This is a genomic window from Aquabacterium commune (assembly GCF_004362855.1).
In the GTDB taxonomy this organism is placed as follows: Bacteria; Pseudomonadota; Gammaproteobacteria; order Burkholderiales; family Burkholderiaceae_C; genus Aquabacterium; species Aquabacterium commune.
In genome coordinates this window covers 65,205-88,505 of sequence record NZ_SNXW01000012.1, presented here as the reverse complement: position 1 = coordinate 88,505, position 23,301 = coordinate 65,205, and the positions used below count along the sequence as shown (strand labels likewise).

The following is a 23,301-nucleotide window of genomic DNA, read 5'->3' as shown; positions in this document are numbered from 1 at the left end:
CTCAAAACAGAAGTCGCAGCCCGGCGCGCCACTGCGTCGCTGCGGTCTCCCCGCCGGACTGCGCGCGCGGATAGAACGTGCGCGACAGACTCACATAGGGCGCGACGCGCCGGTTGAACTCGTAACGCGCCTGCACGCCCAGATCGGCCTGGTAGGCGCCGCGACGAACCGTCGCGTCGATGTCGGAAGCCGACCACTCGAGACCCACCGAAGGCGTGACGATGAAGCGATTGGTGAGCAGGAACTCGTTCTCGAAGCGCGTGCGGGCGAAGACCTTGCCGTCGTCGCGCACGAACAGCTTCAGGTCGACATCGAAGGCATAGGGTGCGAGCCCGCGCACGCCGAGCGCCAGGTAGTTGCGCCCGTCGGGCCGCTCGTCGCGGCGCAGGCCGATCTGCGCGTCCCAGAACGGGGCGATGTAGCGCCCGTAGAGCAACTGCAGTTCGGCCGCCTCGGTTCGCCCGCCGCGCCGCTCGGTATCGAGCTGGTACCACAGGCGGTTGAAGTCGCCGCCGACCCAGCCGTCGATGGCCAGCGACTGCGCCGAGCCGGATTGTCCGCGTACCTTGCCGGCGTCGGCCTCAATCCGCGTGTAGGAGTAGATCGAATCGTCCTCCATCGCCTGCGCTCCCAGGGCAACGGTGGCCAACAGCGCGCCGCCCGCGCGGCGCAACGCCGCACTCATGTTCTTCTGCATCGGCGTGATCCTCAGGCGACCTTGACCAGGCGCATCATCCCGGTGGCGGCGTGGTAGAAGAGGTGGCAGTGGAAGGCCCACATGCCTTCGTCCTCGAAGGTGGCGTCGAGCTCGACGGTCTGCGCCGGCGGCACGATGATGGTGTGCTTGCGGGGCGCGTACACACCGTTGCCGTTGACCAGTTCCATGAACACGCCGTGCAGGTGCATCGGGTGTTCCATCATGGTCTCGTTGACGAACTTGATGCGCACGCGCTGCCCCAGGCCCATCTCGAGCGGCTCGGCCTGCGACAGCTTCTTGTCGTTGATGCCCCAGAAGTAACGTGCCATGTCCCCGGTCAGCCGCACCAGCACTTCCTTCTCAGGCGCGCGGTCATCGGCATTGCGCGTGAGGGCACGCAGGTGTGCGTACTTCAGCCGCCTCAGGCCATCGACGTCAGGTTCCGGCTTCGGAGGTGCGGCGCCCATGGCGGCCATACCACCCATGCCCGCCATGCCGGCATGCGGGTCGGCCGGCTTGGCTGCCATGCCGGCCATGCCAGGCATGCCGGCCATCGCATCGGCGGGCCTGGCCGGCGCCGGCATCGCCATGCCGGCATGTCCGGCGGCGCCCGGTGCGGTGGCCGCAGGCTTGCCCATGTCCATGCCCGCCATGCCGCCGCCGCCCATGTCCATGCCGGCCATGCCCATGTCGGCCATCGTGCGCACGGGCTTGGGCCCCAGCTCGGGCACCGGCGCGCTCATGCCGACTTCGGGCGCCAGCGTGCCACGTGCGTAGCCGATGCGGGCGATGGTGGGCACGAAGATCGTGTAGGCCTTGGCTTCCTTCGGCTGCACGATGACGTCGTAGGTCTCGCCGTTGCCGATGCGGAACTCGTCGACCTCTACTGGGTTGACGTTCTGACCGTCGGCCTGCACCACCGTCATCGGCAAGCCCGGAATGCGCACGTCGTACAGGTTCATCGGCGAGGCGTTGACGAAACGCAGGCGTACGCGCTCGCCCGGCTTGAACAGCCCGGTCCAGTTCTCGCCGGGTCGTTTGCCCTGCAGCAGGAACGACCATTCGTCGCCGCCGTCGCTGTAGTCGGTGGGGTCCATGCGCATCTTGGCCCACTCCATGCGCTCGGCCCACAGCGCATCGCGCGCCTTGGCGTCGGGTGCGCTGCGCAACTGGGCGAAGAACTGCGGCGTGGTCACCCGGCGGTAGTTGTAGTAACCGTCCACCTTCTTGAGGTTGGCCAGCACCTGCTGCGGCGGGGTGTCGATCCAGTCGGAGATGACGACGACGTAGTCGCGGTCGTACTGGAAGGGGTCGGGCTTGGCCGGCTCGACGATGAGCGGCGCGAAGTACCCCGCTGCCTCCTGCAGCGCGGCGTGGCTGTGATACCAATAGGTTCCGGACTGCCGCAGCTTGAAGCGGTAGGTGAAGGTCTCGCCGGGGAGGATGCCGGGGTAGGTGACGCCGGGCACACCGTCCTGGTCGTTGGGCACGAGCAGGCCGTGCCAGTGGATGCCGGTGATCTCGCGCAGCTTGTTGGTGACGCGGATCACCACCTCGTCGCCTTCGCGAAAACGCAGCACCGGGCCCGGCATCGTGCCGTTGATGGTGATGCCCTGCGCGGGCTTGCCGGTGACGTTGAGCGTGGTCTCGGCCACGCTCAGGTCGTAGGAGCGCGACACCGGGGTGTCGCGCAGGTCGACTGCCTTGACTTGCGCCCACGCGCGCGGCAGGACAGCCAGCGCACCAAGGCCGGCCAGGGTTTGCAGGGTTCGGCGCTTGGGTGTGTCCATCGGGTCGTACCTCCTGCCCGTTTACTTGGCGGCTTCGATCGAGGTGACGACGATCACGCCGTCGGCCTTATCGGCCGTGAACCTCACCTTTTCTCCCACCTTGACCTTATCCAGCAGCGCCGCGTCCTTGACCTGGAAGACCATGGTCATGCCGGGCATGTCCAGGTTCTTGATGTCGCCGTGCTTCAGGGTGATCTTCTTGGCTTCCTTGTCAATCTTGCGCACCTCGCCTTCGCTCAGCGACGCCGCCATGCCGTCCATCTTCATGCCATCCATCTTGCTGTGATCCATCGCCTGGGCATGCGCGCCGATCGCGAAGGGCGCTGAGGCGGCGAATGCAAGTGCAACTAGGAGAGGCTTCAAGTTCTTCATTTCGATAGCTCCATAAAGTGTGGAAAAAGTTTGCAGCGGGCACCGAGCACCGACAAGTGCCGGGTGCCGTCGCCATGCCGTGACGATAGCACTTATTGCCTGCGACTGCCACAACCACCGGTCTTCGGGGTGCGGGCCTTCCGCACCGCTTCAATGAGCCCACCATTCCGGCGTCGTAGTGTCTCGGCGGCAGCCAGGAGAAATCCAGCTTGCCGAATTTTTCGAAGCAACACACAACTTCGCCGGTCTTGCCGGGCGCCGCCCTAACCATGTCGGCATCGGCGTGTTCCATGCCAGACAGGTTCACCATCATCGCGCGCAGCTCCTTCATCTCTGTCGATATGGCCCGCACCGGTTCATGCTTTACCGCGCCAGAGTTGTAAACGACGACGCGCAAGGTCTCGACGAGTATGGCGCGCATGCTGCCGGTCATGTCCGACCTCAACGGCCCGCGTCTTGTGCGACCTTGCCGGACTCGCCGACCGCGCTGCTGCCAATGCCATGGTCGGCCAGTAGACCCAAGATGAAGCGCGTCAAACCAATCGATATTGCGTTCATGTGTCGTCTTTGCTTGCTCGCCACTAGGTGCACCGAACAACATCGTGAACGATCCTCTTTGACAGAAAGCCGACGGTAGAGTGACAGTTTTGTAATGTTGGGAGAGGTTCATGCTGGAAGCACGGCGCCGGCGGCTGCAGTTAGGCCCATAGCTGCGGCGCCCCAGGCCAAAATCCGCACGGCGGATCGGATGCGCCCTGCCCGACCCATGTGGGCTGCCAGCACACCAAGAACAGCCAGTCCCACAAGACTCCCGGCAACCAGCCAACCCGTCAGGCTCGCGCGTGGAGCCAGCAACAGCACCAACAAGGGCCAGCCCGCACCTGCGGCAAAACTTGCGGCTGAGGCCAGTGCTGCCTGCATTGGTCGTGCAGCCAGTTGGTCGGAGAGCCCGAGTTCATCGCGCGCATGGGCTGCTAGTCCGTCGTGCGCCGTTAGCTGACGCGCGACCTCCACGGCTAGGTCGGGGGCCAAGCCTCGCCCAACGTAGATTGCCGCCAATTCCCCCTGTTCGGCCTCCGGATCCGAAGCCAATTCTTCGCTCTCGCGCTCGAGGTCAGCCCTCTCCGTGTCAGCCTGCGAGGCAAAGGAGACGTACTCGCCTGCCGCCATCGCAGCTGCGCCAGCGACCAGTGCTGCGACATCGCGCTGGCTCACGGCCTGAACGTCAACCTCGTGCGCAAGTGGCTGGTTGGCCGCGGCATCAAGCGTGCCGGACTGGCTGCACCGAGGACCGTGGGTCCCATGCCGGCAGCCGTGCCGATGCCGACGGCTGCGGCGCTGCAGTTCATCCCTGTGGCACTTGCGCCCGAGGCGACGGCCACTGACCTTGCCTCAGCATCCGCTCCCTCCGACATCCATGTCGAACTCAACCGGGACGGCACGCAGCTGAGCGTGCGCTGGCCGTCGACGCAGGCCGACTCGTGTGCCGCCTGGCTGCGCGAACTCGCCGCCACGGCGCTCAAGGAATGATCCGCATCGACGCCCTGTGGCTGTGCAGCCAGCCGCAGGACATGCGCGCCGGCGCCGACCGGTTGCTGACGGCCGTCGTCAACACACTCGGCGAGGCCCGCGCCCACCACGGCTACCTGTTCGCCAACGCACGGGCCAGCCGCATCAAGCTGCTCGTGCATGACGGCTTCGGCGTGTGGTGCGCCACGCGCCGGCTGCATGCCGGCCGCTTCGTCTGGCACACCCGCGAGGCGGGCTCGGCAGCACCGGCCTTGCAACTGAGCGCCCAGCAATTCGAGGCACTGATCCTCGGACTGCCCTGGCAGCGTCTGGGTGAGCTGGCCACGATCCGGCGCGCCTGAGCGTCTGCGTTGACCTGCTCGGCGGTTGACAGCGCAATCGCCAATGGGCGGCCGATGTTCGATGCGGCACCATGCTGCGCATGCCCAGTGCAGTTGCCACCGCCATTGATCTGACGAGCCTGCCGGCCGAAGTGGCGGCGTTGATCGGGCGGCTGCAGCAACAGGCGAAGGCCGACGCGCAGGAACTGGCCCGCCGTGGCGGCGAGCTCACCTTGGCGCAAGCCAAGATCGACAAGCTCAACTTCGAGCTTGCCCGGTTGCGCCGCTGGCAGTTCGACGCCAAGACCGAGGCCATGACCGCCGCGCAGCGGCTGCTGTTCGCCGAAGCCCTGGCCGAGGACGAGGCCAGCCTGCGCGCGAAGTTGGCCGAACTGCAGCGCGGCCTGCCTGAGGCGCCCAAGACGCCCAAGGCACCGCCGCGTAAGCCGCGGCGCCAGGCGCTGCCCGCACACCTGGAGCGTGTCGAGCACCGCCACGAGCCCGAGGACACCCACTGCCCCAACGCCGACTGCCGCCAGCCCATGCAGCGCATCGGCGAGGACGTGAGCGAGAAGCTGGACATCGTGCCGGCCAAGTTCTTCGTGCACCGTCACATCTACGGCAAGTGGGCCTGCCGGTGCTGCCAGCAGTTGCACCAGGAGCCCGCCGAGCCCGACGTCGTCGACGGCGGCATCCCGGCGGCCGGCCTGGTGGCGCACACGCTGATCAGCCGCTTCGTCGACCACCTGCCTTACTACCGCCAAGAGCCGATCAACGCGCGCTCGGGCGTGCACACGCCGCGCTCAACGCTGGCCAGTTGGGGTGGCGCAGGCGGTGCGAGCCTGGAGCCGCTGTACGAGCTGCACCGGGCCTTCATCCTGGGCTGCCGGGTGCTGCATGCCGACGAGACGCCGGTGCCGCTGCTGGACCCGGGCGCCGGCAAGACGAAGAAGGCCTACGTCTGGGCGTGGGCGCGCAGCCATCACGACCCACACCCGGGCGTGATCTACGAGTTCTGCCTGGGTCGAGGATCGCAGTACCCGCTGGCCTTCCTCGGCGGCAAGGGGCCGCCAGTACCCGAGCCGGCCTGGCAGGGCACGCTCATCACGGACCAGTACGGGGGATACAACGCTGTGCTGGACGCCAAGCGCTACCCGCAGCGCCAGTCGGCGGCGTGTGCCGCACATGCCCGTCGTCGCTTCGAGGAGCTCAGCCGGGGCGGCAGAGCTGGCCACAGCGCCAGCGCCAGCGCCGTCGCGACCGAGGCCATGCAGCGCTGGGCTCGGATCTACCGCGCCGAAGCGGCCTTCAGTGAGATGAGCCACGACGATCGCCGGCAGGCCCGCCAGGCGGTGAGCCGGCCGTTGTGGGAGGAGTTCGAGGTGTGGCTGAAGCTACAGCGCACGCAGGTGCTGGACGGCAGCAAGATCGCCGAGGCGATCGACTACAGCCTCAACGCCTGGAATGCGCTGACGCTGCACCTGGACGACGGGGCCGTGGTCATCGACAACAACCTCATCGAGCGGCAGATCAAGCCCTGGAAGCTCGGGGCGAAGAACTGGCTGTTCGCCGGCAGCGCGTTGGCGGGCCAGCGCGCGGCGGTGGTGATGAGCCTGGTGCAGTCGGCCAAGCTCAACGGCCTGGATCCGTGGGCCTACCTGCGTGATGTGCTGGCGCGCATCCACACGCACCCGCACCATCGTCTCGAAGAACTGCTGCCGCACCGCTGGCGGCCCGCGTGACGATGGGAAGGATCACGGCCCCTGTGATCGCGCAGGCCCACGTTGGTGTCCAGCGGATGAGCCTGGCGCAGAAGGTGGCGCTGACCGACGAGATCTTCAAGGAGCAGCCCACCTTGCTCGCCTCGATCCTGGTGTTGCCACGCATGGGCGTGGCCATGGAGCAGTTGGATGTGGCGATACACGTCCTGCTGGTCACGTTCCAGGCGATGAAGCGCAGCGGTCACCAGTGGCCCGTCGTTACTGAAGACATCCAAGAGGGGTGCCTGCAGCGCCTGACAGCCCGTGCGCGCTTCAACGAGGGGCTGCCGCCTGAGTTGGTCGCCCAGATCGTCCAGCAGTTCTGTGACGAGCATGCCGAGCGCTTCCTGCTTGCGTTCGTCTACGGCTATCTCGGCGACCACGACCTGTGGGCTGTGCGTACCGAGGCTGAGAAGTACCTGGTGCTGGCCACGCTCAACCTCGTCGAGTGCATCGCCTTCGTCGGATCGGCAGCTGCGTCCAAGTAGCTTCGCGTCCCGGCCTGGTCAAGGTGGTGCGCCTGGACGCTCACAGGGCTGTTTCGCTACGCCCGGGAGATGTCATGGCACCCAGCCCACTGTTACGAGCGAACCGGCGCGTAGTCGCTGCCCAACGCATTTACAGCGCCGCTCTGGACCGGCTGCGTGTGGGTGACGTGGCATCCATAACCAGGTTCAGCAAAGCCACGTATCTCCTGGGACTGGCGCGAGAACGCTACATACAAGTGGCAAAGGGCAAGTCACGTGGCGAAGGCTGACAGACAACTTCTCGCCGTTGACGCCAGAACGGATGCATCAGGGACGGTCAGAAGCTCGCGGCCCCTGCAGTGAGTGCATCTGTGTGCCGATGACCTGGGCCAGCAGGGCATCCATCGCAACGGTGGCTGCGACCCCAAAAAAAACATTGCACGACCCCCTTGACCCTCCCATCATGGCAAGCTTGAGACTTCCGTTCACGGGTTGGCATGCCAGCCGACCAGGAAGGAAGACATGAACTCTCTTGCTCAAACCCCGCCATCGGCAGACGTTCGCCGCTGGTCGTTCCCGATCTCCGGGATGACCTGCGCGTCCTGCGTCGCCCGCGTTGAAAAGGCGCTCGTCAAGGTGCCTGGCGTCCGCGAAGCCAGTGTCAACCTGGCGACCGAGGCGGCAGCCGTTGAGGCTGCACCTGAAGTCGATCTCGGCGTACTGCGAGCCGCCGTCGAGAAGGCCGGCTACGAAGTGCCCGAGCAGGCACTGAGCCTGCAAATCGAAGGTATGACCTGCGCGTCCTGCGTCGCCCGCGTCGAGAAAGCGCTGTTGAACGTTCCCGGCGTGATCGCGGCCGAGGTGAATCTGGCGACAGAGCAAGCCCAAGTCCGCTTGGCGGCCAGGGAGATCGACATGGCCGCGGTACTGCGCGCCGTCGAACGGGCCGGCTATGCCGCGCGCCCGGTGACCGAGCCCGGCGCTGTGACCGAAGGCGCTGCCGAGGCTGCGTCCAACAGGCATCGTCTTCCCGAATGGTGGCCCGTCGCGGTCGCCGGCGTGCTGTCGGCCCCGCTGTTGCTGCCCATGTTCACGGCCTTGTTCGGCCTGCCATGGATGTTGCCCGGCTGGTTGCAGCTTCTGCTCGCGACACCCGTCCAGTTCTGGCTGGGAGCGCGCTTCTATCGGGCCGGCTGGAAGGCGCTGCGCGCGGGTGCCGGCAACATGGACCTGCTGGTCGCCTTGGGTACCACCGCTGGCTATGGCCTCAGTGTCTACCAGCTCTTGGTGCACGGCGAGCACGCCATGCACCAGCTGTATTTCGAAGCCTCGGCGGTGGTCATCACGCTGGTGCTGCTGGGCAAATGGCTGGAGGGGCGCGCCAAGCGCCAAACGACCGAAGCGATCCGCGCGCTGCAGGCACTGCGGCCGGACCGCGCCCGCGTGCGCCGTGACGGGACCGATGTGGATGTGGCCCTTGGAGACGTTCGTGTCGGCGATCTGGTCGTTGTCAGGCCTGGCGAGCGCGTGCCCGTCGATGGCGAAGTCGTCGAGGGTGCCAGCGAGATCGACGAATCCATGATCACCGGGGAGAGCCTGCCGGTCGCCAAGCACCCGGGTGACCGGGCGACGGGCGGGTCGGTCAACGCCGAGGGCTTGTTGATCATTCGGACCTTGGCCGTGGGAGCGGAGTCCACCTTGGCGAGGATCGTCCGCCTCGTCGAGTCGGCGCAGGCCAAGAAGGCGCCCATCCAGCGACTGGTCGACCGCGTCAGCGCGGTATTCGTTCCGGTAGTCATCGGCATCGCGTTGGTGACGCTGCTGGGTTGGGGACTGGGCACCGGTGACTGGGAAGGAGCCATCCTCAACGCCGTCGCGGTGCTGGTGATTGCCTGCCCATGTGCCCTTGGCCTGGCCACGCCGACCGCAATCATGGCTGGCACGGGCGTCGCGGCGCGCCATGGCGTCCTCATCAAGGATGCCGAAGCGCTGGAGGTGGCGCACGGCGTCGAGGTGGTCGCTTTCGACAAGACCGGCACGCTGACTGAAGGCAAGCCCGAGCTCGTGGCCTTTGAGGCGGTGGACGGCAACGACGCTGGATTGCTGGGCGCAAGCGCGGCGATTCAGGCGAACAGCGAGCATCCGCTGGCTCGCGCGGTCATGGACGCCGCGAAGCGGGAGCGTGTCGGCGTGCCGATGGCCATTGAAGTCCGGGCCGTTGCCGGACGCGGCATGGCGGCAGTCGTACGCCAGCGCCAGCTGAGGCTGGGCAGCAGCCGCTACATGCAGGAGCTGGGTGTCGACCTGACTGCGTTGGAGGCGCGTGCGCAGGCGTTGCGGGCGAGCGGTAGAACCGTGTCGTGGCTGGCGGACGTGGGGGACAAACCGCAGCTGATCGGTCTGCTGGCCTTCGCAGATGCGCCCAAGGCATCGGCGGCACACGCGGTTCAAAAGCTGCACCGGCTGGGCATAAGAACCGTCATGCTGACCGGGGACAACCAGGGCAGCGCCGATTCGGTCGGCCAGCAGTTGGGCATCGTTGAGATCCGCGCCGAGGTGCTCCCTGAAGACAAGGCCGAGATCGTCACCGCGTTGAAGAACGGTGGCCACCGGGTGGCCATGGTCGGTGACGGCATCAACGACGCGCCGGCGTTGGCGGCGGCCGATGTCGGCATCGCGATGTCCACCGGCACCGATGTGGCCATGCATGCCGCTGGCATCACACTCATGCGTGGCGACCCGGCGCTCGTCGCCGATGCGATCGACATCTCACGGCGCACTTACGCCAAGATTCGCCAGAACTTGTTCTGGGCCTTCGTCTACAACGTCATCGGAATCCCGCTCGCGGCCTTCGGGCTGCTCAGCCCCGTGGTGGCCGCTGCCGCTATGGCCTTTAGCAGTGTGAGCGTCGTCACCAACGCGCTGATGCTGCGCAGCTGGAAAGGGAGTCAGCAATGAGCACCGCCACCTCGCATACCGACGGCCCCTTCAACATCGGGGAGGCCGCGGCACGCTCCGGCGTGTCGGCCAAGATGGTGCGCCATTACGAGTCGCTCGGGTTGCTGCCCAAGGTGGGCCGCACCGATTCCGGGTACCGGCAGTACACCGGCAAGGAAATCCACACGCTGCGCTTCGTCAGGCGAGCACGCGACCTGGGTTTCAGCATGGCGGAGATCGCCGAGCTGCTGAAGCTTTGGCAGGACCGCCGCCGGGCGAGCGCCAATGTCAAGCGAATAGCCCTCACGCATGTGGCAGACCTGGACCGGCGCATGAAAGAGCTTGAGGCCATGAAGCGCACGCTGGAGCGCTTGGCCGACTGCTGCCACGGCGATCAGCGGCCGGATTGCCCGATCCTGGATGAGCTTGCTGATTGAACTTACCAGCGGGAGCGTTGATTGCCGGCGATGGGCTGGCGGGTCATCCGCCAGCCACCCAGGAGACCTCTCCATGAATCGTTCTGTCGCTGCACTACGGCTCGCCCTTTGTTCAACCGGTCTCATCCTCGGAATGAGCGGCGCCGCCACCGCCCAATCTGCCAACCACGGCTCGGAGCAAATGCACAAAAGCATGATGTCCGGCATGCAGCAGATGCAGGGCATAAAGATGACTGGCGACACCGACAAGGACTTCGCCATGATGATGAAGATGCATCACCAGCAGGCGCTGGACATGGCCAAGGTTCAGGTCGCGCACGGCAAGTCGCCAGAGTTGAAGGCGATGGCCGAGAAGATGATCAAGGATCAGTCCAAGGAAATTGCCCAGCTCGAGGCCTGGCTGCAGAAGAGCAAGTGAGTCTCCTCGCCTCATTGCACCGCACCGCGCCCATATGTCGCATGGCCTTGCGTTGGCGCAAACGAAGGCCAGCACATCGGTAGGCTTGCTCTGTAAACTGGTGACATGAGGTTGACGAAGGTGTACCGGCGCTGGATCGCAAGCATGCTTGCGACGGTCTTGGTATGCCTTCAGTTCGCCACGGCCGCGTACGCGTGCCCCGCTCCGCAGGGCGTCGCTGGTGAGCCGGCCATGGCAGCAATGCCTGACTGCGAAGCCATGTCCAGCATGGACCCCGAACAGCCGCAGCTGTGCAAGGCGCACTGCGACCGCGACAAGCAGACGGTCAACAACGCGCCCGTGGCGGACGTAGCGCCAGCGGTTCTGCTCGACCGGCTGCTCACGCGACTGGCGCTGTGGATAGCGCCCCAGGCGGCCCAGGCGTTGCCTGCGATCGTTGCCGCCCACACCGGCCCGCCCGATGGCGCACCGCCGGTCTATCTCGCACTCCAGGTCTTCCGCATTTAAGCCCTGACGCCGGCGTTGCCGATTGCTCGGTAGCGCGATGAAGTCAGCGCGATCACTCGATCGCTTCCAGGGCTTTTGTGGAGTGCCGTCATGGCCATCTTCTTTTCGGCGGGATCACGCTTCCGCTATCAGGGCGCGTGCTCAGCCTCGCGCCGCACACGCGTGGCCGTCCTGGCCACGGTGTTCCTGACCGTCGTCGGGACAGTCCGCGCCGCACCCATCAGCTTCGAGCAGGCGCTGCTGTTTGCCGAGCAGCATTCGGCGGCGCTGGCCGCGCGCCAGGCAACCGCCGACGGCGCCCAGCAGGCACGAACGGCGGCCGGGCAACTGCCCAACCCCAAGCTCGCCGTCGGGATCGAGAACTTCCCCGTCTCCGGCCCGGAGCGTTTCAGCTGGAACCGAGACTCGATGACGATGCGCCGGGTCGGGCTCATGCAGGACGTGCCAAACGCCGCCAGGCGGGCGGCCCAGCGGGAGGCGGCCGATGCCAAGACCGCGCGAGAACGGGCGATGCTGGAGTCCGAACGGCTTGCAGTGCGGCGCGAAGCGGCGCTGGCCTGGCTGGGGCTGCACTTCGCGCAACGCCGGCTGGCGGTGTTCGCGGCGCTGGAGCAGGAAGACCGACTTCTACAGGACACGCTGGCCTCACGCCTCGCCTCTGGAGGCGCAATGCCGGCAGACGCACTGATGGCACGGCAAGAGACGCTGGAGCTCGCCGACCGTCGCGACGAGCTACAGGCTGCCGTCGAGCAGGCACGTGCTCAGCTGCGACGGTGGACGGGCGAGCAGCCCGAGCTGTCGGCCCAGGCCGAACCGCCTGCGCTTCGACTGGACCTCGCCCGACTGCTGGACAGCCTGGATCGTCACGCAGACCTGCTGGCCTTCGCGCCCATGCTGGCCATGGCCCGGGCCGACGTTGAAGAAGCCGTCGCCATGCGCCGTGGCGACTGGGGCTGGGAAGTCGCCTACGGCAACCGCGCCCGGGCTTTTGGGGACATGGTGTCGGTGCAGCTCACCTTCGAGCTCCCAGTCTCGCGCGCGACGCGCCAGGAGCCGGTGGTGGCCTCGCGGCAGAAGGAAGTGGAGCGGCTGCAGGCCGAGCGGGAGGATGCGCTGCGCCGCGTGCGCGCCGAGGTCGATGCGCTGGTCGCCGACCTGCAGCGCGCCGAGCGCGTGCTGCAACGCCTGCAGGCTGCCGCGATGCCGCTGGCCAAGGAGCGCGTGCAGGTGACGCTGGCCAGCTACCAGGCCGGCCGCGCCGACCTCGGCACCGTGCTGACGGCACGCAGGAGCGCCGCCGAGGTGCAGCTGCGCGCCCTGGACTTGCAAGCCCAGGTGCTGGCCCAGCAGGCCCGCCTGGCCTATCTCATCGCGGAGTGAACCCCATGTCGCCTCAAAAGAAGTTGTTCACGGTGGTCCTGCTCGTCGCCATCGGCGCGGGCCTGGGTTATGGCGTCGCACGATGGACTACCGGCCCGTCTCCCGCAGCTGACGGGCAAGGTGCGTCCAGTCAGTCGCCAGCAGACGACCGCAAGGTGCTCTATTGGTACGACCCCATGGTGCCGCAGCACAAGTTCGACAAGCCGGGCAAGTCGCCATTCATGGACATGCAGCTGGTGCCGAAGTACGCCGGCGAGGCAGACGCCAGCGGCGTTGCCGTCGACCCGCGCGTGGCCCAGATGCTGGGCGTGCGCACTGCGACCGCGGAGAAGCAGCGCATCGGCGCCTCCGTCCAGGTGCCCGCCACCGTTCAGCTCAACGAACGCGACGTGGCGATCCTGCAGGCCCGCACCGCAGGCTTCGTGCAGCGCGTGGCGCGTGTGGCACCGGGCGACGTGGTGGCCGCAGGCGCCTTCATCGCCGAGCTGCTGGTGCCCGAGTGGACCGGCGCCCAGCAGGAGTTCCTCGCCCTGCGCCGCACGGGCGACGCGGCGCTGACTGCAGCCGCGCGCCAGCGCCTGGTCCTGCTCGGCATGCCCACCGCGCTGGTGCAGCAGGTGGAGCGAACCGGCGAGGTGCAAGCCCTGACCACGGTCCATGCGCCGACCGGCGGCCTGGTGCAGGAATTGATGGTGCGGCCGGGGATGACGGTGTCGCAGGGCATGAGCCTGGCGCGCATCACCGGCTTGTCGACGGTCTGGCTGGAGGCGGCGCTCCCCGAAGTGCAGGCAGCGACGGCGCGCGTGGGCGAGCCGGTCGAAGTGACGCTGGCCGCCTTCCCGGGCGAGACGCTGAAAGGCAAGGTCACGTCAGTGCTGCCCGAGGCCAGCAGCGAGACGCGCACGCTGCGCGTCCGGGCGGATCTGCCCAACCCGCGGGGTCAGTTGCGCGCCGGCATGTTCGCGCAGATGCGGCTGGGCGGGCCGGCCGAGGAGGCGCTGGTGGTGCCGGCCGAGTCGGTGATCCGGACCGGCGAGCGCGCCATCGTCTACGTCGTCGACCAGCCCGGCCGCTTCACCCCCGTGCCCGTGCGCATCGGCCGCGAATGGGGCGACAAGCTCGAGGTGCTGGCCGGCCTGCAGGCGGGCCAGCAAGTCGTCGCCTCGGGCCAGTTCCTGATCGATTCGGAAGCCAGCATGCAGGGCCTGCTGCAGCGCCAGGCAGGCCCGAGTGCGGCGCCGGCCAGTGCCGCGGCGTCGGCGGCATCGCAGGGGGCTTCGTCTGCCACGGTTCATCAGGGCGAGGGGCGAATCGTCGGGCTCACCCCACAGGAGGTGACCCTGGACCACGGTCCGGTGCCCAGCCTGAAGTGGCCGGCCATGCAGATGGGCTTCAAGCTCGCGCAGCCGGGGCTGGTCGATAGCTTCAAGGTCGGCGACAAGGTGCAGTTCACGTTCAGGGAGAGCGCCGAGGGCTACGAAGTCACCCGCGTTCAGCGCGATCCCAAAGGGGGCGCCCGATGATCGCCGCCGTCATCCGCTGGTCGGTCGGCAACCGCTTCTTGGTGCTGCTGGCCACACTCTTCATGGCCGTCGCCGGCGTGCTGTCGCTTCGTTCGACGCCGATCGATGCCTTGCCCGACCTGTCCGATGTGCAGGTCATCATCCGCACCAGCTACCCGGGCCAGGCGCCGCAGATCGTCGAGAACCAGGTCACCTATCCGCTGGCGACCACCATGCTGTCGGTGCCCGGCGCCAAGGCCGTGCGGGCGTTCTCCTTCTTCGGCGACTCCTTCGTCTACGTGCTGTTCGAGGACGGCACCGACCTCTACTGGGCACGCTCGCGCGTGCTGGAGTACCTCAGTCAGGTGCAGGCGCGCCTACCGGCAACGGCCAAGCCGTCGCTCGGGCCCGATGCGACGGGCGTGGGCTGGGTGTTCCAGTACGCCCTGGTGGACCGGACGGGCCAGCACGACCTGTCACAGCTGCGCGCCCTGCAGGATTGGTTCCTGAAGTTCGAGTTGAAGTCGGTCGCCGACGTTGCCGAGGTGGCCACGGTGGGCGGCATGGTCAAGCAGTACCAGGTGGTGATGGACCCCGCCAAGCTGTTCGCCTACGGCATCACGCACAGCCAAGTGCGGGAGGCGCTGATGAACGGCAACCAGGAGGCTGGCGGCGCGGTGCTGGAACTGGCCGAGGCGGAATACATGGTGCGCGCCAGTGGCTTCCTGAAGTCGCTGGACGACTTCCGCAGCATCGTGCTGGCCAGCCGCAACGGCGTGCCCGTGCTGCTGGGCCAGGTGGCCACGGTGCAGACCGGCCCGGAGATGCGCCGCGGCATCAGCGAGCTGGACGGCGAGGGCGAAGCCGTGGGCGGCGTGGTGATCCTGCGCACCGGCAAGAACGCGCAGACGGCGATTGCCGCGGTGAAAGACAAGCTCAAGCAACTGCAGGCGAGCCTGCCCAAGGGCGTCGAGATCGTTACCACTTACGACCGCAGCTCGCTGATCGAGCGGGCCATCGAGAACCTGGCGACCAAGCTGGTCGAGGAGTTCGTCGTCGTGGCGCTGGTCTGCGTCGCCTTCCTGTGGCACTTGCGGTCGGCCCTGGTGGCGATCATCTCGCTGCCGCTCGGCGTGATGGCGGCCTTCCTCGTCATGCAGCAGCAGGGGCTCAACGCCAACATCATGTCGCTCGGCGGCATTGCCATTGCCATCGGCGCCATGGTGGACGCGGCCGTCGTGATGATCGAGAACGCGCACAAGAAGCTAGAAGCCTGGCAGCACGCCCACCCGGGCGAAGAGCTGCAAGGCGAAGCGCGCTGGGCGGTCATCACCGATGCGGCCGTTGAAGTGGGCCCGGCGCTGTTCCTCTCGCTGATGATCATCACGCTGTCCTTCGTGCCCGTCTTCACGCTGCAGGCGCAGGAGGGCCGGCTGTTCGGGCCGCTGGCCTTCACCAAGACCTATGCGATGGCGGCGGCGGCCGGCCTGTCGGTCACCTTGATCCCGGTGCTGATGGGCTACTGGATCCGCGGCCGCATCCCGGACGAGCAGCGCAACCCCATCACGCGCGGCTTGATCGCGCTGTACCGGCCCGGGCTGGAATGGGTGCTGCGCTGGCCCAGGCTCACGCTCGTACTGGCGGTCGCGATGTTGGCGACCACCGCATGGCCGTTGATGCGCCTAGGCGGCGAGTTCCTGCCGCCGCTGGACGAGGGCGACCTGCTCTACATGCCCTCGGCGCTGCCGGGGCTGTCCGCGCAGAAGGCCGCGGAGCTGCTGCAGCTCACCGACCGCATGATCAAGACCGTGCCCGAGGTGCAACGTGTATTCGGCAAGGCCGGCCGTGCGGAGACCGCGACCGACCCGGCGCCGATGGAGATGTTCGAGACCACGGTGCAGCTCAAGCCGCGCGACCAATGGCGCCCGGGCATGACGCCTGAGAAGCTCGTCGAGGAACTCGACCGCGCGGTGAAGGTGCCGGGCCTGTCCAACATCTGGATCCCGCCCATCCGCAACCGTATCGACATGCTGGCCACCGGCATCAAAAGCCCCATCGGCGTGAAGGTGTCGGCCGCCGACCTGTCCGCCATCGACCGCGTCGCCGCGCAGGTCGAGACGGTCGCCAAGACCATCCCCGGCATCAGCTCGGCGCTGGCCGAGCGCCTGACGGGTGGCCGCTATGTGGACGTGCAGATCGACCGCGCGGCCGCGGCGCGCTACGGCATGAACGTGAGCGACGTGCAGGCGGTGGTGTCCGGCGCGATCGGCGGCGAGAACGTCGGCGAGACGATTGAGGGGCTGGCGCGCTTCCCGATCAACCTGCGCTATCCGCGCGAGCTGCGCGACACGCCGGAGAAGCTGCGCAACTTGCCAGTGCTGACGCCGTCCGGCCAGCAGGTGACGCTCGGCTCTCTGGCCACTGTGGCCATCGTCGACGGGCCGCCCATGCTCAAGAGCGAGAACGCCCGGCCGTCGGGCTGGGTCTACATCGACGTGCGCGGCCGCGACATTGCGTCGGTCGTCGGCGATCTGCGGCGCGCGGTTGCCGAGCAGGTGAAACTGGAGCCCGGCATGAGCCTGGCGTACTCCGGCCAGTTCGAATTCATGGAGCGGGCCAACGAGCGGCTGAAGGTGGTCGTGCCTGCAACGCTGCTCATCATCTTCGTGCTGCTCTACCTGACCTTCCGGCGTGCCAGCGAAGCAGCACTCATCATGGCGACGTTGCCGCTGGCATTGACGGGCGGGGTCTGGTTCATCTACCTGCTTGGCTACAACTTGTCGGTCGCGACGGGGGTTGGCTTCATTGCGCTGGCCGGGGTGGCGGCAGAGTTCGGCGTCGTGATGCTCCTGTACTTGAAGCACGCGTTGGAAGACCGCGAGCGTGCAGGCGCGGCGATCACCCGCGAGGTAGTGCTGGACGCGATTCGGGAAGGCGCTGTGTTGCGCGTGCGCCCAAAGGCAATGACTGTCGCAGTGATCCTTGCCGGCCTGCTGCCGATCGTCTGGGGATCGGGCACCGGGTCCGAAGTCATGAGCCGAATCGCTGCACCCATGCTCGGCGGCATGGTGACGGCGCCGCTGCTGTCGCTATTCTTCGTGCCGGCTGCTTTTGCGCTGATGCGCGGGCGGTCGGCTGAGTCGCGTGCGGACGAGCGCCATAGCTCGGGGAAATGAAACTCCAGTTTCGATGATGTGCAGCCCTTGGCAAGATCGTAGGTCGCACCAGCCGCGCTACTGCCGCAGGGTGGAGACGCAGGAATCCTTGATCGCGCAATGCGGAGGGTGAGATGAGCAAATCGCACTGGGACAGTGTCTATGGCCGCAAAGCTGCGGATGCCGTCAATTGGTATGCACCCCACCTTGCCGAGTCGCCGGGATACATCCAGCGCTCCGACGTCGGCAAGGCGGCGTCCATCATCGACGTAGGCGGCGGCGAGTCGACGCTGGTCGACGACCTTTCTCAATGCCGGCTACACGGTGTCACGGTGGTCAACCGCTGCGGTGCGCTGTGGGCCGACCTGCACCACCCCGAGCGCAGCCAATTCAGCGTGGCCGAGATGCTGGAGCACGAACTGCCGCAGCTGATGCCCATGCCCGAGCCGTTCGATGGCTATGTAAAGACCCCGGCGCGCGTGAGCAGCACCTGCCTAGTGTCGGTGGCGCGCAACCGCTACTCGGTGCCGTGCGAGTTGGCCGGCCACATCGTCAGCGCGCGGCTGAACCCGAGCCGGGTGGTCATCGTGGCCGACGACCAGGTCATGGCCGAGCACGAGTGGCTGACCTCGGAAGAGTTGTGAGTTGAAGCGCCGAACCTGTGTGGTTCGGGGTGCAAAAACTGACGGTTCGGAAACGACTGGCGTTGCGAATCAACCGCTTACGGTCGCGGCGGAGTTCGGAACTGCTGGTTCACGGTGCGGGAAGTGACGGTCTGTGAATCGACCGCTCGCTGGCGTCTCGGCTACCTGCGGCTCGGGCCGCGACCAGGCGCTGGTAGCCACTATGGGTTTATGCGAAATTCAAACCGTCAGTTCTGGCATCGAAACCAACATCACCCCTGTTCTGGCTGTTCGGCCGACGCGATGCGAAGCGCCTGGCCAGCGACCGCAAGGCGGAAGCCCTGTAGGTCAGAACCACCCATCCCAACAGGAGTCCTCCATGAAACTCTTCGCTCCCCTCGCCGCTGCCCTCATCGCCGTGGCCGGCCCCGCCTACACCGCCTACGAGCATGGTCACGACCACAAGCCGTTGCACGGCGGCATCGTGGCCGAGTCGGACCCGACGGAGTACGAGCTCGTCGCCAAGCCGGACGCCATCACCCTGCATGCCCGTGAGAAGGGCAAGCGCGTCAGCCTGCGGGGCGCCCGCGCCAAAGCGACGATCCTCAGCGGCGCCGAACAATCGTAAGCGTCCAGCGAACCCATCTTGAACGGCTCGCCCGTGATGGTCAGGATGGTGTCCACCAAAGCAACTAGGTGGACACCATGTCAGACGCCAAGCCGGCCAGTCGCCGGCGTCACGATACAGACCTGAAGCGCCAAGTCATTGCCGCATGCGCGGCGCCTGGTGCGTCCGTAGCCCAGGTGGCGATGAGCTACGGACTCAACGCCAACCTCGTGCACAAGTGGCGGCGCTTGGCCGGGCACGATGGCGAGCCCGGTGTCTCCCCTGCATTCGTCCCGGTGTCAGTGGTCGCCGAAGCGCCACCATGCGAGCCACCGCAGTCCATCGAGCTGGAGCTGCAGCGAGGCCTCGTCCATGTACGGGTTCGCTGGCCAATGGCGGGCGCTGCGTCCTGCGCTGCCTGGCTGCGCGAGATGCTGCGTTGATCCGGGTGGATGCGGTGTGGCTGGCGGTCGAGCCGCTGGACATGCGAGCCGGCACAGAGGCTGCCCTGCGACGCGTGGTGGCCGTCTTCGGCGCCGCCCGGCCCCACCACGCCTACCTCTTCGCCAACCGCCGAGCCAACCGGATGAAGGTGCTCGTGCATGACGGCATCGGCGTGTGGCTGGCGGCCCGTCGCCTCAACGCCGGCCGCTTCGTCTGGCCTCGCGACGTGACCGGCACGCTGAGCCTGAACCGCACTCAGTTCGACGCCCTGGTGCTTGGCCTGCCCTGGCAGCGCGTCGGCGAGGCCGGCGTCATCACGCTGCTGTAGCCGCGCGTCCATTGCTGCATCTGCCGATGGCCGGCGCGGCGCGGGGCAGGCAGCATCACCACTCGTGATTGCCGACGACCTCGACACGCTCGATGCCCACCAACTGCGCGATGCCCTGCGGGCTGCACGCGCAGACGGTGCATTCAAGCAGGCTGTCATCGAGAAGCTCACGCACGAGAACGCCATCCTCAAGCGGCTGAAGTTCGCAGCGCAGAGCGAACGCTTCGGTGCCGAGCAGAGGAGCTTGCTCGACGAGACTCTGGACAGCGACCTGGCGGCAGTGGCTGCCGAGATTGAGGCGCTGCAGCCAAGTCGGGTCACCGGTGAGCGGCAACAGCCTCGGCGCGAGAAGCTGCCGACACACCTGCCGCGTCGCGATGTGTGCCATGAACCCGCGAACACCACCTGCGGCTGTGGCCAGGCCATGCAGCGCATCGGCGAGGACGTGGCCGAGAAGCTCGATTACCAGCCCGGTGTCTTCACCGTCGAGCGCCACATCCGCGGCAAGTGGGTGTGCAAGTGCTGCGAGCGGATCGTGCAGGCGCCGGTCGCCCCGCACATCATCGACAAGGGCCTGCCGACGACGGGCCTGCTGGCCCAGGTCCTGGTGGCCAAGTACCTGGACCACCTGCCGCTGTACCGGCAGGAAGCGATCTTCGAGCGCGCCGGCCACGCCATCGCTCGCTCCACGCTGGCGCAGTGGGTCGGCGAGTGCGGCGTGCAACTGCAGCCGCTGGTGGACGCGCTGGCCGCTGAACTGCGGCGCCAGCCGGTGCTGCATGCCGACGAGACGCCGGTGGCCATGCTCAAGCCCGGCCACGGCAAGACACATCGCGCCTACCTGTGGAGCTACTGCAGCACGCAGTTCAGCCCGCTGCAGGCCGTCGTCTTCGACTTCGCCGACAGCCGAGGCGGCCAGCACGCCCGCGACTTCCTCGGACTGCCCGGGACGCCAGGCAAGCCAGCTTGGCAAGGCAAGCTCGTCTGTGACGACTTCGCCGGCTACAAGGCTTGCTTCGAGCTGGGCGTGACGGAGGTCGGCTGCATGGCGCACGCCCGGCGCAAGTTCCATGAGCTCTGGGCCAACCACGGCAGCCAGGTTGGCGAGCAGGCGCTGAAGTTCTTCGGCCAGCTCTACGAGGTTGAGCGAGCAGCGACCAACGCCGACAGCCGAGCCAGGCTTGAAGCCCGGCAAGCAGCTCGGCCTCTCGCTGATGCATTCCACCAGTGGTTGCGGCAGCAGCGCCAGCGCGTGCCGGATGGCTCAGCCACCGCCAGGGCCATCGACTACAGCCTCAAGCGCTGGGCAGCATTGACCCGCTACCTCGATGACGGGGACCTGCCCATCGACAACAACTGGGTGGAGAACCGCATCCGGCCCATTGCGCTGGGGCGGCAGAACTGGCTGTTCGCCGGCAGCTTGCGCGCGGGCAAAAGAGCTGCTGCGGTGATGAGCCTCATCCAATCGGCCAAGCTCAACGGGCTCGACCCCTATGCCTACCTGCGCGACGTGCTGCAGCGGCTGCCCACGCACCCCGCCAGCTGCATAGAGCAACTTCTGCCTCACCAGTGGCAGACTGTCTAGCTCGCGCCACCAACGCATAGGTACGTCTTATGGTCTTCCTTGCAATCACGCCCGCTGGCCTGGCTGATGTGCTTCGCACCGCCAAGGCCGATGAAGCCATCTGGTGCGGCAGCGACGCGATTACGGAGGCCGATTACGAGGCACTGGAACGCCCGAACGTCAGTCGGTTCATCTACGAGCTCGGAGACCGCGAACTGATTCCCGACGCCATCGGGACCATCGAAGAGCATCACCCCGGTCAAACCGTCTGGGTCGAAGCCGAATCGCAAAGCTAGGCAGAGGCGTTCCCCGGACGCTTACGAACAATCGGTCGTCGAGCTCAAGCCGGCTGCCGGCCGCCTGCAGGCCGGGCGGCAGCTTCAAGGTGGTTCCCGGCAGGAAGATCGTCGCCACGGTGAATCTTCAAGGTTGCCAGGAGGCGAACCTGCGATTCGCGATCAAGTGATGCTGCGCGGCACGTTGCCGAGCAAGCATGCGCGGTCACGGCGCACCTTTATCCGCCCTGGCCGTGAAACTGCTTGACTCTGTAGCGGCTACAGGGATTGGAATTCGGCCATGAACTGGCGCACGTCGCCGCCTGAAAGGATTTCCTGTGACCCATTTCTCTAAGCGCATCGCACCACATGTTGATCGTGCAATCGCCGCTGCCCGGCGTCTTGATGATGCAGGCCAGGCCGGAGCCAGCTTCGCCCATCTCGAGCGCGCCCATGTGCTGGGCCAGACGTCGACGTTCCACCACGTCAGGGTGCATGTGCTGATGCTGGTTTGGGCGGTGAAGCACCGCGTCTGGAAAGAGGCTCGAGGACAGGTGCTCCGCATCGTTGGTGCAGCAACAAAGACGGTCTTGGGTTGGGTTCCGAGCGGCAACACGGGTGGCGCCAACATCAGTCCGTTCAAGCCGCTGCCAATCGCGCCTGATCTGGCTCGCACCATTGAGGCTTCAGGTGGGGCAAGCCGTCGCTCGGTCTGATCCGGAAGCCGTGCCGGGCGCGCATCGCGCTTTGACTTGACTCTGTAGTCGCTTCATGGTCGACGATCGGCCAGTTGGAACTCTCGAAGTTGAATATGGACCGCCGCAAATTTTCTAAGGTTGCGATTGCCACCTTGCTCGCTTCACCGGTCGTTGCTCACGCGCAAGAGCGACCCGTTGCGGGCAAACACTATTCAAGCGTTTCTCCGCGCCAGCCTACGCGAGCCCCCAACCAGATCGAGGTGGTGGAGTTTTTTGCTTACAGCTGCGAGCACTGCTTCATGTTCGAGCCGGCGCTGGAGGCATGGCACAAGCGCCTGCCCGCTGGCGTCGTGCTCCGCCGCGTTCCCATCGCCTTCCGGGAATCATTTGCGACGCATCAGAAGCTGTTCTTTGCCATCGAACAGCTCGGCCTCGTCGACCAGCTTCACGGGAAGGTCTTCACGGCCATCCACATGGGCAAGCAGCGGCTCGACAAGCCCGAAGGCATTGCCGAGTTCGCGAAGAAGAACGGGGTCGAGCCTTCACGCTTGGTGGACGCCGCCAACTCATTCGCCGTTGCGGCGAAGGCCAAGCAGGCCAACGCGCTTGCCACAGGGTACGGCGTGCAGGGCACACCGTCGCTGGGTGTCGATGGACGGTGGCTCACCTCTGGCTCAATGACTGGATCGAACGAGCAGGCTTTGGCCGTCGCGGAGTTCTTGATCGGCGAGGCAAGGCGCGCTGCCAAGACCTGAGACCCCATGAGCTGGCTCGAGCGGCTGCCCGAGGCCAACCCGGCTCTATGGAAGTACATCCTCGGCACTTCGGCTGCGTTCATGGTCGCTGCCGTGGGCTTGCTCGCGTACTACTTTCACCAAGACAGCGTCAGGCGGCGACGTCGGCGGGAGGAACGGCGCGAACAGCGACGCCGCAGCCGGCATGGCAAGCGGTAGCGATCCCCGCCAGCTCAACGGCCATGAACTGACTTCAAATGCCCCCGCCGGCTCAGCGCCGAAGATTTCTTGGCCTCTTCTGCGAGGCCTGAGAGCACGCCGCACTGCTCGGCGGGACGATCTGAGCTGCATCGCAGCCTCAAGTCCTTGAGCTGCTGTTCGAGCGACTTCAGCTCCTTGATGCGCTTCGAGACGTGCTCGATGTGCTCCTCAAGGAGCGCATCGACGCCATTGCACGCCTCCTCTGGCTCGTCCTTGAACCGCAGAAGCACGCGTATTTCGTCGAGCGACATGTCCAAGCTACGGCAGTAGCGTATGAACTGAAGACGCTCGAGGTGGGCCATCTCATACAGCCGGAAGTTGCCCTGTGACCGAGCCGCCGCCTTCAGCAGCCCCTCGCGCTCATAGAAGCGGATGGTCTCAACGGCGGTTTCGGTCGCCGTGGCCAGTTCGCCGATCTTCATAGGAACCTGACGTAGTCGCTAAATGCGTTGACTCTAAACCCGCTTTAGGGTTTCTAATGATGGTAACGAGAAT

Annotated in this window: 24 protein-coding genes and 1 pseudogene; 20 read left to right on the top strand and 5 right to left on the bottom strand. The window is 66.5% G+C overall.

Features of this window, described 5'->3' with window-relative positions; translation table 11 throughout:
• Nucleotide 1 precedes the first annotated feature (1 nt).
• The 4 genes from EV672_RS16715 to EV672_RS16700 form a co-directional block, all read right to left on the bottom strand.
• A complete protein-coding gene (locus EV672_RS16715) occupies nucleotides 2-697 on the bottom strand; it encodes a copper resistance protein B (protein ID WP_133611124.1) in 696 nt (231 codons plus the stop codon).
• Between the two features lie 11 nt (nucleotides 698-708).
• Nucleotides 709-2,487, bottom strand: a complete 1,779-nt coding sequence (locus EV672_RS16710; protein WP_088486181.1) for a copper resistance system multicopper oxidase — start codon at nucleotides 2,485-2,487, stop codon at nucleotides 709-711.
• A gap of 21 nt (nucleotides 2,488-2,508) precedes the next feature.
• The gene (locus tag EV672_RS16705) at nucleotides 2,509-2,859 is read right to left on the bottom strand and encodes a copper-binding protein (protein ID WP_133611123.1); all 351 of its coding nucleotides are present in this window, start codon (nucleotides 2,857-2,859) and stop codon (nucleotides 2,509-2,511) included.
• 666 nt (nucleotides 2,860-3,525) lie between these two features.
• A complete protein-coding gene (locus EV672_RS16700; protein WP_243738736.1) occupies nucleotides 3,526-4,074 on the bottom strand; it encodes a VIT1/CCC1 transporter family protein in 549 nt (182 codons plus the stop codon).
• Between the two features lie 18 nt (nucleotides 4,075-4,092).
• On the opposite strand from EV672_RS16700, the gene EV672_RS16695 reads away from it, so the two are divergent.
• The 20 genes and pseudogenes from EV672_RS16695 (at nucleotide 4,093) to EV672_RS16600 (ending at nucleotide 22,764) form a co-directional block, all read left to right on the top strand.
• Complete coding sequence (locus EV672_RS16695; RefSeq protein ID WP_133611122.1) at nucleotides 4,093-4,389, top strand: hypothetical protein; 297 nt, start codon at nucleotides 4,093-4,095, stop codon at nucleotides 4,387-4,389.
• Nucleotides 4,386-4,730, top strand: coding sequence for an IS66 family insertion sequence element accessory protein TnpB (gene tnpB, locus EV672_RS16690; RefSeq protein ID WP_133611121.1), 345 nt, complete (start codon nucleotides 4,386-4,388; stop codon nucleotides 4,728-4,730). Before EV672_RS16695 ends, tnpB (EV672_RS16690) begins: the two co-directional genes overlap by 4 nt.
• 80 nt (nucleotides 4,731-4,810) lie before the next feature.
• A complete protein-coding gene (gene tnpC, locus EV672_RS16685) occupies nucleotides 4,811-6,451 on the top strand; it encodes an IS66 family transposase (protein ID WP_243738735.1) in 1,641 nt (546 codons plus the stop codon).
• A gap of 56 nt (nucleotides 6,452-6,507) precedes the next feature.
• Entirely contained in the window at nucleotides 6,508-6,957 is a 450-nt protein-coding gene (locus EV672_RS16680) for a hypothetical protein (RefSeq protein ID WP_243738734.1), read from the top strand.
• A 501-nt stretch (nucleotides 6,958-7,458) separates the two neighbouring features.
• A complete protein-coding gene (locus EV672_RS16675; protein WP_133611120.1) occupies nucleotides 7,459-9,894 on the top strand; it encodes a heavy metal translocating P-type ATPase in 2,436 nt (811 codons plus the stop codon).
• Complete coding sequence (cueR, locus tag EV672_RS16670) at nucleotides 9,891-10,310, top strand: Cu(I)-responsive transcriptional regulator (RefSeq protein WP_133611119.1); 420 nt, start codon at nucleotides 9,891-9,893, stop codon at nucleotides 10,308-10,310. The genes EV672_RS16675 and cueR overlap by 4 nt, the downstream gene beginning before the upstream one ends.
• Nucleotides 10,311-10,383: 73 nt before the next feature.
• Nucleotides 10,384-10,728 (top strand): DUF305 domain-containing protein, encoded by a 345-nt coding sequence (locus EV672_RS16665; RefSeq protein WP_133611118.1) that lies wholly within the window; start codon nucleotides 10,384-10,386, stop codon nucleotides 10,726-10,728.
• A gap of 231 nt (nucleotides 10,729-10,959) precedes the next feature.
• Nucleotides 10,960-11,235 carry a hypothetical protein gene (locus EV672_RS16660; protein WP_133611117.1) on the top strand — a complete coding sequence of 92 codons (276 nt, stop codon included), beginning with the start codon at nucleotides 10,960-10,962 and terminating at the stop codon, nucleotides 11,233-11,235.
• 90 nt (nucleotides 11,236-11,325) lie between these two features.
• Nucleotides 11,326-12,615, top strand: coding sequence for a TolC family protein (locus tag EV672_RS16655; RefSeq protein ID WP_133611116.1), 1,290 nt, complete (start codon nucleotides 11,326-11,328; stop codon nucleotides 12,613-12,615).
• 5 nt (nucleotides 12,616-12,620) lie between these two features.
• Nucleotides 12,621-14,138 carry an efflux RND transporter periplasmic adaptor subunit gene (locus tag EV672_RS16650; protein ID WP_133611115.1) on the top strand — a complete coding sequence of 506 codons (1,518 nt, stop codon included), beginning with the start codon at nucleotides 12,621-12,623 and terminating at the stop codon, nucleotides 14,136-14,138.
• Nucleotides 14,135-17,293, top strand: coding sequence for an efflux RND transporter permease subunit (locus EV672_RS16645; protein WP_133611114.1), 3,159 nt, complete (start codon nucleotides 14,135-14,137; stop codon nucleotides 17,291-17,293). The genes EV672_RS16650 and EV672_RS16645 overlap by 4 nt, the downstream gene beginning before the upstream one ends.
• A gap of 320 nt (nucleotides 17,294-17,613) precedes the next feature.
• Nucleotides 17,614-17,904: pseudogene (locus EV672_RS16640) on the top strand (Mu transposase domain-containing protein); the annotation flags it as partial.
• A 370-nt stretch (nucleotides 17,905-18,274) separates the two neighbouring features.
• Nucleotides 18,275-18,523 carry a hypothetical protein gene (locus EV672_RS16635; protein ID WP_133611113.1) on the top strand — a complete coding sequence of 83 codons (249 nt, stop codon included), beginning with the start codon at nucleotides 18,275-18,277 and terminating at the stop codon, nucleotides 18,521-18,523.
• A 77-nt stretch (nucleotides 18,524-18,600) separates the two neighbouring features.
• A complete protein-coding gene (gene tnpA, locus EV672_RS16630) occupies nucleotides 18,601-18,945 on the top strand; it encodes an IS66-like element accessory protein TnpA (RefSeq protein ID WP_133611112.1) in 345 nt (114 codons plus the stop codon).
• A 5-nt stretch (nucleotides 18,946-18,950) separates the two neighbouring features.
• Nucleotides 18,951-19,274, top strand: coding sequence for an IS66 family insertion sequence element accessory protein TnpB (tnpB, locus tag EV672_RS18745; protein WP_279536244.1), 324 nt, complete (start codon nucleotides 18,951-18,953; stop codon nucleotides 19,272-19,274).
• Between the two features lie 103 nt (nucleotides 19,275-19,377).
• Nucleotides 19,378-20,859, top strand: a complete 1,482-nt coding sequence (gene tnpC, locus EV672_RS16620) for an IS66 family transposase (RefSeq protein WP_243738737.1) — start codon at nucleotides 19,378-19,380, stop codon at nucleotides 20,857-20,859.
• 29 nt (nucleotides 20,860-20,888) lie between these two features.
• A complete protein-coding gene (locus EV672_RS16615) occupies nucleotides 20,889-21,134 on the top strand; it encodes a hypothetical protein (protein WP_133611109.1) in 246 nt (81 codons plus the stop codon).
• Nucleotides 21,135-21,451: 317 nt separating this feature from the next.
• On the top strand, nucleotides 21,452-21,829 hold the full coding sequence (locus tag EV672_RS16610) for a DUF3703 domain-containing protein (RefSeq protein ID WP_133611108.1): 378 nt from the start codon (nucleotides 21,452-21,454) through the stop codon (nucleotides 21,827-21,829).
• A gap of 95 nt (nucleotides 21,830-21,924) precedes the next feature.
• Nucleotides 21,925-22,566, top strand: a complete 642-nt coding sequence (locus tag EV672_RS16605) for a thiol:disulfide interchange protein DsbA/DsbL (protein WP_133611107.1) — start codon at nucleotides 21,925-21,927, stop codon at nucleotides 22,564-22,566.
• Between the two features lie 6 nt (nucleotides 22,567-22,572).
• Nucleotides 22,573-22,764 (top strand): hypothetical protein, encoded by a 192-nt coding sequence (locus EV672_RS16600; protein WP_133611106.1) that lies wholly within the window; start codon nucleotides 22,573-22,575, stop codon nucleotides 22,762-22,764.
• 14 nt (nucleotides 22,765-22,778) lie between these two features.
• On the opposite strand, the gene cadR is transcribed toward EV672_RS16600, so the two are convergent.
• Entirely contained in the window at nucleotides 22,779-23,228 is a 450-nt protein-coding gene (gene cadR / locus EV672_RS16595) for a Cd(II)/Pb(II)-responsive transcriptional regulator (RefSeq protein ID WP_133611105.1), read from the bottom strand.
• Between the last annotated feature and the right edge of the window lie 73 nt (nucleotides 23,229-23,301).

Coding starts and splice junctions, on each gene's coding strand:
- EV672_RS16600 (WP_133611106.1), top strand. CDS start 22,573: ATGAGCTGGCTCGAGCGGCTGCCCGAGGCCAACCCGGCTCTATGGAAG.
- tnpC (WP_243738735.1), top strand. CDS start 4,811: ATGCCCAGTGCAGTTGCCACCGCCATTGATCTGACGAGCCTGCCGGCC.
- EV672_RS16705 (WP_133611123.1), bottom strand. CDS start 2,859: ATGAAGAACTTGAAGCCTCTCCTAGTTGCACTTGCATTCGCCGCCTCA.
- EV672_RS16650 (WP_133611115.1), top strand. CDS start 12,621: ATGTCGCCTCAAAAGAAGTTGTTCACGGTGGTCCTGCTCGTCGCCATC.
- EV672_RS16655 (WP_133611116.1), top strand. CDS start 11,326: ATGGCCATCTTCTTTTCGGCGGGATCACGCTTCCGCTATCAGGGCGCG.
- cueR (WP_133611119.1), top strand. CDS start 9,891: ATGAGCACCGCCACCTCGCATACCGACGGCCCCTTCAACATCGGGGAG.
- EV672_RS16680 (WP_243738734.1), top strand. CDS start 6,508: ATGAGCCTGGCGCAGAAGGTGGCGCTGACCGACGAGATCTTCAAGGAG.
- EV672_RS16715 (WP_133611124.1), bottom strand. CDS start 697: ATGCAGAAGAACATGAGTGCGGCGTTGCGCCGCGCGGGCGGCGCGCTG.
- tnpA (WP_133611112.1), top strand. CDS start 18,601: ATGTCAGACGCCAAGCCGGCCAGTCGCCGGCGTCACGATACAGACCTG.
- tnpB (WP_133611121.1), top strand. CDS start 4,386: ATGATCCGCATCGACGCCCTGTGGCTGTGCAGCCAGCCGCAGGACATG.
- EV672_RS16605 (WP_133611107.1), top strand. CDS start 21,925: ATGGACCGCCGCAAATTTTCTAAGGTTGCGATTGCCACCTTGCTCGCT.
- EV672_RS16675 (WP_133611120.1), top strand. CDS start 7,459: ATGAACTCTCTTGCTCAAACCCCGCCATCGGCAGACGTTCGCCGCTGG.
- EV672_RS16645 (WP_133611114.1), top strand. CDS start 14,135: ATGATCGCCGCCGTCATCCGCTGGTCGGTCGGCAACCGCTTCTTGGTG.
- EV672_RS16710 (WP_088486181.1), bottom strand. CDS start 2,487: ATGGACACACCCAAGCGCCGAACCCTGCAAACCCTGGCCGGCCTTGGT.
- EV672_RS16635 (WP_133611113.1), top strand. CDS start 18,275: ATGAAACTCTTCGCTCCCCTCGCCGCTGCCCTCATCGCCGTGGCCGGC.
- EV672_RS16665 (WP_133611118.1), top strand. CDS start 10,384: ATGAATCGTTCTGTCGCTGCACTACGGCTCGCCCTTTGTTCAACCGGT.
- EV672_RS16660 (WP_133611117.1), top strand. CDS start 10,960: ATGGCAGCAATGCCTGACTGCGAAGCCATGTCCAGCATGGACCCCGAA.
- EV672_RS16615 (WP_133611109.1), top strand. CDS start 20,889: ATGGTCTTCCTTGCAATCACGCCCGCTGGCCTGGCTGATGTGCTTCGC.
- cadR (WP_133611105.1), bottom strand. CDS start 23,228: ATGAAGATCGGCGAACTGGCCACGGCGACCGAAACCGCCGTTGAGACC.